The sequence below is a fragment of the Streptomyces sp. CC0208 genome, assembly GCF_003443735.1.
Lineage (GTDB): Bacteria > Actinomycetota > Actinomycetes > Streptomycetales > Streptomycetaceae > Streptomyces > Streptomyces sviceus.
Map to the genome: position 1 here is coordinate 867,696 of NZ_CP031969.1, position 12,430 is coordinate 880,125.

Below are 12,430 nucleotides of genomic sequence, written 5' to 3' on the forward strand. Positions count from 1 at the left end.
CGCACCACGCGTCAGCCGCCGGCGACACCTCCCGGGGGAGGCATCGGTCCCGCCGTCCCCCGGTTCGACGCCGAGTGGGCGCACCCGTGGCCAGGACGCGTCAATGCTTTGCGCATCACCCGGTGCGGGCTGTGCGGCCGCTGTGGGTCCGCGGAACCGCCGCTCCCGCGCCGGAGCCGTTCCGGCGAAGCGCTTTCCGACGTTACCGTTCGGTAGGCAACGTCGTCCCGGAGTCCCGGAGGTGCCCCGCATGACGTACGACCGCTCCGCAGGCCTGGTGGAGACCGCCGGTGCGCTGGCCGACGGCACGATCACCTCCCGGGCGCTCGTCGAGCAGACCCTGGCGCGGATCCAGAGCAGCCAGGGCACGCTCAATGCCTTCCGGATCGTACGGACGCACTCCGCCCTCGCCGAGGCGGACGCCGCGGACGCCCAACTGGCCGCAGGAGTGCGCAAACCGCTGCTCGGGGTGCCCGTCGCGGTGAAGGACGACATGGATGTGGCCGGTGAACCCACCGCGTTCGGCTGCCAGGGGGAGTTCCCGGCGGTCGCCAGGGACGGGGAGGCGGTACGGCGGCTGCGCGCGGCCGGGGCCGTGATCGTCGGCAAGACGAACACCTGCGAGTTCGGGCAGTGGCCGTTCACCGAGGGGCCGGCCTTCGGCGCGACCCGCAATCCCTGGAGCCCCGAGCACACTCCGGGCGGCTCGTCCGGCGGGTCCGCCGCGGCCGTCGCCGCGGGTCTCGTGCCCGCCGCGCTCGGCTCGGACGGGGCCGGTTCGGTACGGATCCCCGCCTCCTGGACCCACCTCGTCGGCATCAAGCCGCAGCGCGGCCGTATCTCCACCTGGCCGCGCGGCGAGTCCTTCCAGGGCATCACCGTCAACGGCACGCTGGCCCGCACGGTCGCCGACGCGGCCCTCCTCCTCGACGCGGCCGCCGGCAACCACCCCCTGGACCCGCATCGCCCGCCCGCCGTCGACGCCTCCGCGGCGGTCGGCCGCGACCCCGGCCGGCTGCGCATCGCGCTCGCCCTGAAGCCGCCGTTCACCGCGCTGCCCGCCCGGCTCCAGCCGGAAGTACGGGCACGCGTAGTGGAACTCGCCGGGAAACTGGGCGACTTGGGGCACACCGTCGAGGAGGCCGATCCGCCGTACGGGCAGATCGGGCTCACCTTCATCCCCCGCGCCACGGCCGGCATCGCCGAGCGGGTCCGCGAGGCGCCCTTCCCCGCGCTCCTGGACCGCCGCACCCGGGACGCGGCCCGGCTCGGCGGACTGCTCGGCGGGGTCCCGCTGCGGGCGGCGCGGCGAGCGGAGGCGCTCCTGCACCGCCGTATCGGCGCGTTCTTCACGTCGTACGACGTCGTCCTCGCCCCGACGACGGCCGCTCCCCCGCCGGCCATCGGGGCGATGCTCCGCCTCGGCGGACTGGCCACGGACCGCGCGATGATCGCCGCCTGTCCGTACGCCTGGCCCTGGAACGTGCTGGGGTGGCCCGGGGTCAACGTGCCCGCCGGATTCGTCGGCGGGCTGCCCGTCGGCGCCCAGTTGCTCGGTCCCGCGAACAGCGAGCCGCTGCTGCTGTCGCTCGCCGCGCAGTTGGAGGCCGAGCTGCGCTGGCACGAGCTCTGGCCGCAGCCCCGCGCCACCGTGGATTCCCCGGCCGCCTGAGCACCCCGGCCCGTACCCTGTGACCATGGACGATGCGGCGATGGTCGGGCTCATGGGACGGGTCACGGGGACGATCGGGCCGGGGCTCGTCGGCGAGGTGATCGTCCGGGTGCGGGGCGGCGCCGAGCACTTCCTCGCCTACCCGGCCTCCGGCACGGACCGGATCGAGCGGGGCACGGTGGTGATGGTGGTGGAGTACCTGCCGCCGAGGACGGTCTACGTGCAGGCGGCGTACGACAGTTGAGCCTGCCAACGCGCAGGTGAGAGGCGTGTGTATCAAGGTTTCGACAAGGATTCGCCGACGTCTTCACCCGCGCCTCGAACAGGCGCACACTCCCTTCGTTCGGTGCCGAAAGGGCACCATCCAAAGGGGGCGTATGCCGATGGTTGTCGGCGTCGTTGCGGGGGTGGCCGTAGCTGCCATCGCCGTTCTGATCGGTCTGTTCAAACTGATGTGGCGTGTCGCGGAACCCAACGAGGCACTGATCATCTCAGGCTCGAACCACAGGACCGAGGGGCTCGAAGCGGGCATGGGATTCCGCATCGTCACCGGGCGGGGCACGCTGGTGCTGCCCGGTGTTCAGGCGGTGCGCAAGCTCTCGCTCGACCTGAACGAGACCGAACTGCATGTGGACTGCGTGACCCACCAGGGCATCCCGCTCAAGGTGCGGGGCGTGGTCATCTTCAAGGTCGGTGACGACTTCGTGTCGATCGCCAACGCGGGGCGCCGCTTCCTCGACCAGCAGAAGCTGATGTCGGAGCGGGTGCACAACGTGTTCGCCGGTCATCTCAGGTCCATCGTCGGCGGGTTGACCGTCGAGGACATGATCCGCGACCGGGAGAAGCTCACCGGGCAGACCCGGGCCGCCTGCGGCACGGAGATGGAGAAGCTGGGGCTCATCGTCGACTCCCTGCAGATCCACGAGATCGAGGATCCGACCGGGTACATCCAGAACCTGGCGATGCCGCACGCGGCCGCCGTCCAGCGGGACGCGCGCATCGCGCAGGCGGAGGCGAACCGGCTGGCCACCGAGGCCGAGCAGCAGTCGTTCGCACGGATGGCGCAGGCCACCCGGGACAGCGAGATCCTCCAGGCCGGCTACCAGGCCGAGCGGGACAAGGCGGGCGCCAAGGCGCGCCAGGCCGGTCCGCTCGCCGACGCCGCCGCCCGGCAGGAGGTCGTCGTCCAGGAGACCAGGGTCGCCGAACTCGAGGCGCACCGGCGCGAACAGCAACTCCAGGCGGACGTCCGCAAGCCGGCGGACGCCAAGGCCTACGAGAAGCGCACGCTGGCCGAGGCCGAGCGCGACGCGCGGATCTCCGGGGCCGAGGCCAAGGCGAGGGAAACGGAGCTCGCGGCGGCGGCCGAGGCGACCCGGGTCAAGACGGCCGCGAGTGCCGAGGCCGAGGCGACCAAGGCCCGTGGTACCGCCGTGGCGGCGTCGACCCGGGCCACCGGTGAGGCCGAGGCCGCGGCGGCCCAGGCCAGGGGTCTCGCCGAGGCCGCGGCGGCCAAGGCGAAGGGTCTCGCGGAGGCGGAGGCCATCAAGGCCCGCGCCGCCGCCCTCGCCGAGAACCAGGAGGCGGTCGTCGCCCAGCAACTCGCCGAGAACTGGCCGGAGATCGTCAAGGCGGGCGCGTCCGCGTTCGGCAACGTCGACAACATGGTGGTCCTCAACGGCGCCGACGGCATGGCGGACATGCTCGCCAAGGCGCTCACCATGGGCGGCACCGGGCTGGGTCTGGCCCGTCAGCTGCTCGCGTCGATGAACCAGAACGGGCAGTCGCCGAACGGGACTTCGCTCAACGGGGTCACCGTACCGCCGCCCGCCCAGAAGGTGCCGGTCCAGGAGTAGGGAGCAGGCGGTCCGGGGCCTTTGGAGAAAGGGGCCTTTGGAGAAAAGGGTCCCGGACCGCCCGCGTTCCCCGTGCGAGCAGCATGACACCCAGGCCGACGAGGGCGAGGACGCGGTCGGAGCGGCAGTTCAACGGGGGGGGCGGACCGCGGCGAGTTGACCGACGAGCAGCACCACCGGAGTCACGGTCCACGCGATGACCCGAGCCGGTGCGTCACCGAACGCGCCCAGCACGACCGCCGCGGCGGCCAGGACGCTTTCCACCCGGTTCAGGGCCCGGAGGACCAGGCGGCCGATGCCCAGGCCGACTTGAATCGTCACTCGCCCGCCGCTTCGTGCATCGGAGCGACCGTACTGCTCCCCCGGTTCGGCGGACGCCATAAGGTGCCCCCGTGACTGCGTTTACCCATGAGAACGTTCCCGGCCGCTTCGGCGCCACCGCCACCACCGAGGCCGACCCGCGCGAGGTCGGCCGGGTGCGCACCGAGTACTCCCCCGCACACGACGGCGACCCCGATCCCGGGGAGATCGTGTGGACCTGGGTGCCCTTCGAGGAGAACGACGGACGCGGCAAGGACCGTCCCGTGCTCGTGGTCGCCCGGGAGGCGGCCGGCACTTTCCTCGCCGTGCAGCTGTCGAGCAAGCGGCACGACGGGGACCGGGAGTGGGTCCCGATCGGCGGCGGGCCCTGGGACCGGACCGGCCGGGACTCCTGGGTGGACGTCGACCGCGTCCTGCGTCTCCACGAGGAGGGCATGCGCCGGGAGGCGTGCGCGCTGGACCGGGGACGGTTCAACCTGGTCAGGCAGCGGCTGCACGAGCGGTACGGCTGGACCTGACGGCTAACCCGTTCGGAGCAAGCGGTCGGTGGGAAACGCCCGGACGAACGCCTCGCGCACCACAGCACCCCGTGTCCGGTCCAGCACCCCGAACACCACGTGCTCGAAGGCACCGCTGAAGCGTCCGCCGGGCCCGAGAAGCGTCCGGAACGCCCCCGCCACCTGGGCGGGGTCGTTCTGGAAGACCCCGCACCCCCAGGCGCCCAGCACCAGCCGCCGGTAGCCCTCCGTCACGGCCACCGAGAGGACCTGCTCGGCGCGCGCCGCGAGGGCTCTGGGCAGCTCGGCGGCGCGCTCGGGTGCCGTGCGCCGCACCACCCCGGCGTTCGGGGCGGCCGCCGTCAGGAAACCCACGGGGTGCGCCGAGTCCAGCAGGGCGCCGCGATCGTCCCGGAACACGGGTACGGCCGGTGAGTGGATGACCCGGTCGGTGTAGAACGGGTCGCGGTGGGCCCGGTGGTGGTCGTAGAACTCGCGGGCCCGGAGCTGGCAGGTGTACAGCGCGGAGGCACGGCACAGGGCCTCTTCCTGGGCCTGGGCGCCGTTGAGGTAGCCGCCGCCCGGATTGCGGGCCGAGGCGAAGTTGAGCACGGCCGGCCGGCCGCCGAGCCGAAGGGCCGCTTCCAGGCTGCTCTCCCCCGTGACCTCGACGAACGTGTCCACGGCGGCGAAGTCGGGCACCTCCACGGGTCCCGGTCCGTACATCCGCGTCCCCGCCCGCGCCGCCTCGATCTCGGCGGCCAGGGAGACCCGGCGCCCGTCCGGCGAGTGATAGTGCCCCGCCGCGACGATCCGTTCCGTCTCCTGTGCGATCCCGCGCAGACGTGCGCTCATGGCGCCACCCCCGTGGACGCCATGACCGCCCGCCGCGCGGTTTCCCCCGTCGTACCCATGCTGGAATCGTGGGCGATACCGGTGCGGCGGTGCAACAGAGTTTCCGACGCCCGGCACCACCGAAAACACCTCGAAAATCCAGGGAAAACGGAGATCCACAGCCCCTAATGCAAGGAGTTGCCCCCTTGTGCGGAACGGCACGAGGGTCTTGGGTGGGACGAGCGTTGCCGGTCCGACCCACCTGACCCCCGGACCGGTGGCATGGTGGAATCTCAGGAGGATCCCGACATGTCCGACACACCCAGCGACTGTACGTCGGCCGACTGTACGAAGCCGCGTACCTCGCTCCCCGAAGCAGAGCTCGAGGCCCTGGTCCGCGGCATCTGCTTCAAGACCGGTCCACCCCGCCGTATCGGGGTGGAGGTGGAATGGCTCGTCCACGAGCTGCGCAACCCGCGGCTCCCCGTGACATCCGAACAACTCGCGGCGGCCTACGCCGCACTGCGGGCCGTGCCCCTGAAGTCGGCGCTCACCGTCGAACCGGGCGGCCAGCTGGAGCTGAGCTCGCAGCCCGCCGACTCCCTGATGGAGTGCATCGGTACCGTCTCCGCCGATCTGGCCGCCGTCCGGGCGGCCCTCGCCGAGCACGGTCTCGGCCTCGTCGGCCTCGGCCACGACCCCTGGCACCCGCCCCGCAGATACCTGCGGGAGCCGCGCTACGACGCCATGGAGGCCTGCCTGGACCGCACCGGCCCGGCGGGGCGCGCCATGATGTGCACCTCGGCCTCCGTGCAGGTGTGCGTGGACGCCGGCCACGAGGAGCCCGGCCCCCTGGGCCTGGGGCGCCGCTGGTCGCTGGCGCACCAGTTGGGCCCGGTCCTGGTGGCCGCCTTCGCCAACTCCCCGCTGGCCGGTTCCGAGCCCACCGGCTGGCTCTCCACCCGTCAGCTGCGGTGGACGGAGATCGGCAAGGGCCGGGCGGGCGGCCCGTCCCTGGACACCGACCCGCGCAGCGCCTGGACCCGGCACGTCCTGGACGCGCCGGTGATGTGCATACGGCGGGACAGCGGCCCCTGGGACATCCCGGAGGGGCTCTCCTTCCGGGAGTGGGCCAGGTCGGGCGTGCCCCGGCCGCCGACGCGGGAGGATCTCGACTACCACGTCTCGACCCTGTTCCCGCCGGTCAGGCCGCGCGGACATCTGGAACTGCGCATGATCGACGCCCAGCCCGGCGAGGACGGCTGGATCGTCCCGCTCGCGGTGACGGCGGCGCTCTTCGACGACCCGCAGGCCGCCGAGACCGCCTACCGGGTGGTGAAGCCGCTGGCCGAGCGCACCCTGTCGATGCCCGCCCCGCACAATCCGCTGTGGATCGACGCGGCCCGCCACGGCCTGGCCGACCCCGAGCTGTGCGAGGCCGCGATCGCGTGCTTCGCGGCGGCCCTGGAGGCCCTGCCCCGGCTCGGCGCCACCACCGAGGTCACCGATGCCGTCGGGGCCTATCTGCACCGCTATGTGATCCGGGGCCGCTGCCCCGCCGACGATCTGCTGGACCGGACGCACGGTTCGCTCGGGAAGGAAATCCGCACATGACCAACCCGTCCGTCGACCCCTCCGTCGACCCCGAGGCCTTCCGCGAGCGGGCCGTCACCACCCTGGTCACGGCGCGGGACCGTACGACCCTCCTCACCAGCTGTGTGGAGGACCCCGACCTGACCGCCCAGGTCTCACCGCTGATGTCGCCGCTCGTGTGGGACCTCGCCCACATCGGCAACCAGGAGGAGCAGTGGCTGCTGCGGACCGTCGCCGGGCAGGAGGCGATACGGCCCGAGATAGACGGCATCTACGACGCCTTCGAGCACCCGCGCTCCGAGCGCCCCACGCTGCCCCTGCTGACGCCCGCCGAGTCCCGGCGCTACGCGGCGGAGGTACGCGGACGGGTCCTGGACGTCCTGGAGGGCACCGCGCTGCACGGCACCCGGCTCACCGAGGCCGGATTCGCCTTCGGGATGATCGCTCAGCACGAACAGCAGCACGACGAGACGATGCTGATCACCCATCAGCTCCGCAAGGGCCCCCAGGCCCTGACCGCCCCCGACCCGGACCCGGCCCCGCTGTTCACCGGTCCGGCCGAAGTCCTCGTCCCCGGCGGCCCGTTCACCATGGGCACCTCCGACGAGCCGTGGGCGCTGGACAACGAACGCCCCGCGCACCGGCGGGAGGTGGACTCTTTCTACATCGACACCACCCCCGTGACGAACGCCGAGTACCAGGCCTTCATAGCGGACGGCGGCTACGACGACGAGCGCTGGTGGGCCCCGGCCGGGTGGGCGCACATCCGCGGGCACTCCATCAAGGCCCCGCTGTTCTGGAGCCGTGACGGCAAGCAGTGGCTGAGGCGCCGCTTCGGCGTCACCGAGGTCGTGCCGCCCGACGAGCCGGTGGTCCATGTGTGCTGGTACGAGGCCGACGCCTACGCCCGCTGGGCCGGCCGCCGGCTGCCCACGGAGGCGGAGTGGGAGAAGGCGGCCCGCCACGACCCGGCGGGCGACCGCTCCATGCGCTACCCGTGGGGCGACGCCGACCCGGCACCCGAGCACGCCAACCTCGGGCAGCGGCACCTGCGCCCCGCCCCCGCCGGCAGTTACCCGGAGGGTGAGTCCCCTCTCGGCGTGCGGCAGTTGATCGGCGACGTGTGGGAGTGGACGGCGAGCGACTTCGAGCCCTACCCGGGGTTCCAGGCGTTCCCGTACAAGGAGTACTCGGAGGTGTTCTTCGGCCCCGACCACAAGGTGTTGCGTGGCGGTTCGTTCGCCGTGGACGCGGTGGCCTGCCGGGGCACGTTCCGCAACTGGGACTATCCGATCCGGCGGCAGATCTTCTCCGGCTTCCGCACGGCCCGTTCCGCGGGAGCCGCCTGATGTGCCGTCATCTCGCCTATCTGGGACCCGAGGAACCGATCGGCCGGCTCCTCACGGAGCCCGCGCACAGCCTGTACCGCCAGTCCTGGGCACCGCGCCGGCAGCGGCACGGCACCGTCAACGCCGATGGTTTCGGGGTCGGTTGGTACGCCGAGGGCGACCCCGTGCCGGCGCGGTACCGGCGGGCCGGACCCATCTGGGCCGACCTGTCCTTCGCGGACCTGGCCCGGGTCGTGAGGAGCACCGCGATTCTGGCCGCCGTACGGGACGCCACCCTGGCGGGAGCCGACGCCGAGGCCGCCGCGGCGCCGTACGCCTCCGGGCCCTGGCTGTTCAGCCACAACGGCGCGGTCAAGGGCTGGCCCGGCGCACTGGCCCCCCTGACCGCCTCGCTTCCCGCGGCGGAGCTGCTGTCCTTGGAGGCCCGCAACGACTCGGCGTTCGTGTGGGCCCTGGTCCTGAACCGGCTGCGCGGCGGCGACGAGCAGGGCCAGGCGCTGGCCGACACGGTCCTGGAGGTCGCCGAGGCGGCCCCCGACTCCCGGCTCAACCTCCTGCTGACCGACGGGGAGTCCATCGCCGCGACCGCCTGGGGCGACACCCTCTGGTATCTCCAGCGCCCTGACACCGGCACCGTCGTGGCCTCCGAGCCCTACGACGACGATCCGCACTGGCGGGAGGTCCCCGACCGCACGCTGCTCACGGCGAGCCGCACCGATGTCCTGCTGACGCCACTGAAGTCTTTGGAACCACTCAAGGAGTCCCGCACGTGAGTCCGTTCCTGCTGACCCGCACCCTGCCCGAGGACGCCACCGAGGCCGCCCTGCGCGCCGACGTCCTCAAGGGCCTGACGCACACGCCCAAGACCCTGCCGCCGAAGTGGTTCTACGACGCCCACGGCAGCGAACTGTTCGAGCAGATCACCGAGTTGCCCGAGTACTACCCGACCCGCGCCGAACGGGAGATCCTCGTCGCGCGCTCCGGCGAGATCGCCGCGGCGACCGGCGCCCGCACGCTGGTCGAGCTGGGTTCCGGTTCGTCGGAGAAGACCCGGTACCTGCTCGACGCGCTGACCGGACTGCACACGTACGTCCCGGTCGACGTCAGCGAGAGCGCTCTGACCCAGGCCGGGCACGCGCTCATCGCCCAGCGGCCGGAGCTGAGCGTGCACGCGCTGATCGCCGACTTCACCGGCGGCCTGTCCCTGCCGGGGACGCCGGGCCCGCGCCTGGTGGCCTTCCTCGGCGGCACGATCGGCAACCTGCTGCCCGTCGAGCGCGCCGCGTTCCTCTCCTCCGTCCGCTCCCTGCTGTCCCCCGGTGACGCGCTGCTCCTCGGCACGGACCTGGTCAAGGACGAGAACGTGCTGGTCAGGGCGTACGACGACGCGGCCGGGGTGACGGCCGCGTTCAACAAGAACGTCCTGACCGTCGTCAACCGCGAGCTCGGTGCCGACTTCGATCCGGGCGCCTTCGACCACGTGGCCCTCTGGGACGCCGAGAACGAGTGGATCGAGATGCGCCTGCGTTCCCGCACGGAACAGACCGTGAAGGTTCCGGCGCTGGACCTGGCCGTCGACTTCGCGGCGGACGAGGAACTGCACACCGAGATCTCGGCGAAGTTCCGCAAGGAGGGTGTCCGCGACGAACTGGCCGCCGTCGGGCTTGAGTTGGCGCACTGGTGGACGGACGGCGAGGGCCGGTTCGCGCTGTCGCTGAGCGTGGTGCGGTAGCACGCATCGCGGGGGGGGCCGGTTCGTCCCGGCCCCCCGTCAGCGCCGGTCGAGGGCGGTGGGGCCGAGGGCTGCGGCCATCCGCCGTACCGCCTCGGTGATCAGCTCGGGAGAGGTCGCGAGGTTCAGCCGCACGAAGCCGGCGCCGCCCGTGCCGAACGGGATGCCCGAGTTCAGGGCGACCCGGCCGCGCTCCAGGAACACGGCCGCCGGATCGTCGCCCAGCTCCAGCGCTCGGCAGTCCAGCCAGGCGAGAAAGGTGGCCTCGGCGGGTTCGTAGCGCACGGCGGGCAGTGACTCGGCGAGGAGATCGGCCAGCAGCCGGCGGTTGTCGTCGAGGCCGGCGCACAGGGCGTCGAGCCAGGCGCCGCCGTCCCGCAGCGCGGCGGTGTGGGCGAGGACGCCGACATGGCTGGGACCGTGGCCGACCTCCTCGGGAAGACGCGCGAGGTCGTCAGCCGCGTCGGGCCCGGCGACGGCCACGGCGGCCTTGAGCCCGGCCAGGTTCCACGCCTTGGTCGCCGACAGCAACGCCAGCCCGTTTCCCCCGCCCGGCACGCTCAGGTAGGGAACGAAGCTCGCGCCCGCCGCCACGAGCGGGGCGTGGATCTCGTCGGCCACGACCCGCACCCCGTACCGCTCCGCCAGCGCGGCCACGTGCGCCAGCTCCTCGGCGGAGTGCACGGTGCCGGTCGGGTTGTGCGGGCTGCACAGCAGATACGCGGGCCGGGCCGCGCCCGTGCCGACCCTCCCGAAGACGTCCTCCAGGACCCCGAGGTCGATCCGGCCGTCCGCACCGAGCGGGGCCTCGACGACCTGCCGGTCCATGTTCCCGACGAACTGATAGAAGGGCGGATACACGGGCGAGTTGACCACCACCGGATCACCCGGCCCGGAGACCAGCTTGAGCATCTCGACGATGCCCAGCATCACGTCCGGGACGATCGCCGTCCGCTCCACCGCGAGCCCGTCCCAACCCCACCGCTTGCCCGCGAAGTCGGCCAGCGCCTCGGCGTACGCCGTCCCGTACGGGTACCCGGTGTCTCCCAGCGCCACCGCGTCCCGGACGGCCTGGGCGACCGGTTCGGCCAGGGGCACGTCCATCTCGGCGACCCACAGCGGCAGCACGTCCTCGGGATAGGTCCGCCACTTCATGCTCGTACGCCGTCGGAGCTGTTCCAGGGAGAGTTGGCGCAGGGGGTTCACGATCGTGGGCGCGGGGATGTCACGAGGCATACCGTCCATGCACCCAAGATAGGGGCGGACGGCTCGCGCTCCGCTGCCGCCTGGGGCACGGTGGAACCATGACGAACCACACCTACCGGGTGACCGAGATCGTCGGCACCTCGCCGGACGGCGTCGACCAGGCGATCCGCAACGGCATCTCCCGCGCCTCGCAGACCCTCCGCAATCTCGACTGGTTCGAGGTGACCCAAGTACGGGGCCAGATCGAGGACGGACAGATCCTGCACTGGCAGGTGGGGCTGAAGGTCGGCTTCCGCCTCGACGAGTCCGACTGACGGCTGTCAGGTCCGCCCCTCCTGCTCCTGCGCCACCTCCAGGGGCGCGGACGGGGCGGTCCAGCGTGCCCGTACGACGGTGAATCCGGCCCGTCGGGCGTCCTCGCAGACCAACTCGTCGTCGTCCACCAGGACCCGGATCTCCCGGGTGCGGGCGAGGCGCTTCAGGATCTCCAGCTTGGTGCGCCGGGCGGGCCGCCGGTCGTCGTTGCGGCGCATGTACACGCGCCCCTCCGGGAGGCCCTGGGCGGCGAGCCAGGCCAGCGTGTCGCGTCGGCAGCGCTCGGGGCGGCCGGTGAGATAGACGATCTCGCACTCCTCGGCGCTCTCCAGCACCAGCGCGACGCCTTCCGGGATCGGCGGATCCTCGGGCGCGGCCGCGAAGAACCCGTCCCAGTCGCGCGGGCTGCGCTCCAGGAACCGCTGTCGGTGGGCCGTGTCGGCGAGGGTGTTGTCCAGGTCGAACACGGCGAGCGGGAGCTTGTCACTGTCGGTCACCCCACCCACCCTAGACCGGCGACCTTCCCGCCCCGGGCGACCACTCTTCGCCCGACTCCAGGGGCACCCCGCCCACACTCAGCGATCAGTGCAGGTTGCATGCTTCTCCCATGCCTCCGACGCCCCGTACGTTCCTGACCGGCTCCGGCTCCTGCACCCTCGTCGTCTGCCGGGGGTGCTGCTGCGGAGACGCCCGCAAGCACCCCGGCACCGACCACACCTGGCAGCTTGAGCTGCTGCGGGCCGGTGCGGCCGAGCACGGCTTCCAGGTCCGTACGACCGACTGCCTGGGCCCGTGCGACCAGGCGAACGTCATCGTCGTGCGCCCCTCCACGGCCGGGCGGCGGGCGGGCGGCAAGGCCGTGTGGATCGGGTTCGTCATGGACGACGCGGGCACCGAGGAGGTCGTGCAGTGGGCGGCGGCGGGCGGTCCGGGAATCGCCGAGCCGCCGCTCACGCTGCAGCTGCAGTTCATCGATCCGCCCCGGGAGGCCCGGGTACGGTCCCGGCGCCGCCGTTGATTGTTAATGGGATCCATTTTCATGTAGCGTCCTCGAT

At 72.4% G+C, this 12,430-nt stretch carries 14 protein-coding genes; 10 read left to right on the forward strand and 4 right to left on the reverse strand.

The window, feature by feature from the left end; genetic code table 11:
* The first annotated feature begins 250 nt into the window (after positions 1-250).
* From D1369_RS04045 to D1369_RS04055, 3 genes are all read left to right on the forward strand, one after another.
* Positions 251-1,672, forward strand: coding sequence for an amidase (locus D1369_RS04045; RefSeq protein ID WP_118082262.1), 1,422 nt, complete (start codon positions 251-253; stop codon positions 1,670-1,672).
* Between the two features lie 25 nt (positions 1,673-1,697).
* Entirely contained in the window at positions 1,698-1,916 is a 219-nt protein-coding gene (locus tag D1369_RS04050) for a hypothetical protein (protein ID WP_237557699.1), read from the forward strand.
* A gap of 133 nt (positions 1,917-2,049) precedes the next feature.
* Positions 2,050-3,528 carry a flotillin family protein gene (locus D1369_RS04055; RefSeq protein WP_118082263.1) on the forward strand — a complete coding sequence of 493 codons (1,479 nt, stop codon included), beginning with the start codon at positions 2,050-2,052 and terminating at the stop codon, positions 3,526-3,528.
* A 129-nt stretch (positions 3,529-3,657) separates the two neighbouring features.
* Here D1369_RS04055 and D1369_RS04060 read toward each other — a convergent pair whose 3' ends face one another.
* The gene (locus tag D1369_RS04060) at positions 3,658-3,849 is read right to left on the reverse strand and encodes a hypothetical protein (protein ID WP_050789806.1); all 192 of its coding nucleotides are present in this window, start codon (positions 3,847-3,849) and stop codon (positions 3,658-3,660) included.
* A gap of 71 nt (positions 3,850-3,920) precedes the next feature.
* Between D1369_RS04060 and D1369_RS04065 the strand changes: the two genes are divergently transcribed.
* Positions 3,921-4,367 carry a type II toxin-antitoxin system PemK/MazF family toxin gene (locus D1369_RS04065; protein ID WP_007386420.1) on the forward strand — a complete coding sequence of 149 codons (447 nt, stop codon included), beginning with the start codon at positions 3,921-3,923 and terminating at the stop codon, positions 4,365-4,367.
* A 3-nt stretch (positions 4,368-4,370) separates the two neighbouring features.
* Here the strand turns inward: D1369_RS04065 and D1369_RS04070 are convergent, their stop codons facing one another.
* Entirely contained in the window at positions 4,371-5,201 is an 831-nt protein-coding gene (locus tag D1369_RS04070; protein ID WP_037902228.1) for a TIGR02452 family protein, read from the reverse strand.
* A gap of 288 nt (positions 5,202-5,489) precedes the next feature.
* Between D1369_RS04070 and egtA the strand changes: the two genes are divergently transcribed.
* The 4 genes from egtA to egtD are packed head-to-tail and all read left to right on the forward strand — an operon-like array spanning position 5,490 to position 9,854.
* A complete protein-coding gene (egtA, locus tag D1369_RS04075) occupies positions 5,490-6,794 on the forward strand; it encodes an ergothioneine biosynthesis glutamate--cysteine ligase EgtA (protein ID WP_007386418.1) in 1,305 nt (434 codons plus the stop codon).
* Complete coding sequence (egtB, locus tag D1369_RS04080) at positions 6,791-8,122, forward strand: ergothioneine biosynthesis protein EgtB (protein ID WP_007386417.1); 1,332 nt, start codon at positions 6,791-6,793, stop codon at positions 8,120-8,122. The genes egtA and egtB overlap by 4 nt, the downstream gene beginning before the upstream one ends.
* On the forward strand, positions 8,122-8,895 hold the full coding sequence (gene egtC / locus D1369_RS04085; protein ID WP_007386416.1) for an ergothioneine biosynthesis protein EgtC: 774 nt from the start codon (positions 8,122-8,124) through the stop codon (positions 8,893-8,895). The genes egtB and egtC overlap by 1 nt, the downstream gene beginning before the upstream one ends.
* Complete coding sequence (gene egtD, locus D1369_RS04090) at positions 8,892-9,854, forward strand: L-histidine N(alpha)-methyltransferase (protein ID WP_007386415.1); 963 nt, start codon at positions 8,892-8,894, stop codon at positions 9,852-9,854. Before egtC ends, egtD begins: the two co-directional genes overlap by 4 nt.
* A 39-nt stretch (positions 9,855-9,893) precedes the next feature.
* Here egtD and D1369_RS04095 read toward each other — a convergent pair whose 3' ends face one another.
* Complete coding sequence (locus D1369_RS04095) at positions 9,894-11,090, reverse strand: MalY/PatB family protein (protein ID WP_007386414.1); 1,197 nt, start codon at positions 11,088-11,090, stop codon at positions 9,894-9,896.
* Between the two features lie 68 nt (positions 11,091-11,158).
* On the opposite strand from D1369_RS04095, the gene D1369_RS04100 reads away from it, so the two are divergent.
* A complete protein-coding gene (locus D1369_RS04100; protein WP_037902226.1) occupies positions 11,159-11,374 on the forward strand; it encodes a dodecin in 216 nt (71 codons plus the stop codon).
* Positions 11,375-11,380: 6 nt separating this feature from the next.
* Here D1369_RS04100 and D1369_RS04105 read toward each other — a convergent pair whose 3' ends face one another.
* Positions 11,381-11,872, reverse strand: coding sequence for an HAD family acid phosphatase (locus D1369_RS04105; protein WP_007386412.1), 492 nt, complete (start codon positions 11,870-11,872; stop codon positions 11,381-11,383).
* 110 nt (positions 11,873-11,982) lie between these two features.
* Here D1369_RS04105 and D1369_RS04110 point away from each other — a divergent pair, with 110 nt between their 5' ends.
* On the forward strand, positions 11,983-12,393 hold the full coding sequence (locus D1369_RS04110) for a (2Fe-2S) ferredoxin domain-containing protein (protein ID WP_007386411.1): 411 nt from the start codon (positions 11,983-11,985) through the stop codon (positions 12,391-12,393).
* The last annotated feature ends 37 nt before the right edge of the window (positions 12,394-12,430 follow it).

Bases quoted from the DNA above. Each gene is read 5' to 3' on its own strand.
- D1369_RS04045 (WP_118082262.1), top strand. From the start codon at position 251: ATGACGTACGACCGCTCCGCAGGCCTGGTGGAGACCGCCGGTGCGCTG.
- D1369_RS04095 (WP_007386414.1), bottom strand. From the start codon at position 11,090: ATGCCTCGTGACATCCCCGCGCCCACGATCGTGAACCCCCTGCGCCAA.
- egtC (WP_007386416.1), top strand. From the start codon at position 8,122: ATGTGCCGTCATCTCGCCTATCTGGGACCCGAGGAACCGATCGGCCGG.
- D1369_RS04110 (WP_007386411.1), top strand. From the start codon at position 11,983: ATGCCTCCGACGCCCCGTACGTTCCTGACCGGCTCCGGCTCCTGCACC.
- D1369_RS04070 (WP_037902228.1), bottom strand. From the start codon at position 5,201: ATGAGCGCACGTCTGCGCGGGATCGCACAGGAGACGGAACGGATCGTC.
- egtB (WP_007386417.1), top strand. From the start codon at position 6,791: ATGACCAACCCGTCCGTCGACCCCTCCGTCGACCCCGAGGCCTTCCGC.
- egtA (WP_007386418.1), top strand. From the start codon at position 5,490: ATGTCCGACACACCCAGCGACTGTACGTCGGCCGACTGTACGAAGCCG.
- D1369_RS04100 (WP_037902226.1), top strand. From the start codon at position 11,159: ATGACGAACCACACCTACCGGGTGACCGAGATCGTCGGCACCTCGCCG.
- D1369_RS04050 (WP_237557699.1), top strand. From the start codon at position 1,698: ATGGACGATGCGGCGATGGTCGGGCTCATGGGACGGGTCACGGGGACG.
- D1369_RS04055 (WP_118082263.1), top strand. From the start codon at position 2,050: ATGCCGATGGTTGTCGGCGTCGTTGCGGGGGTGGCCGTAGCTGCCATC.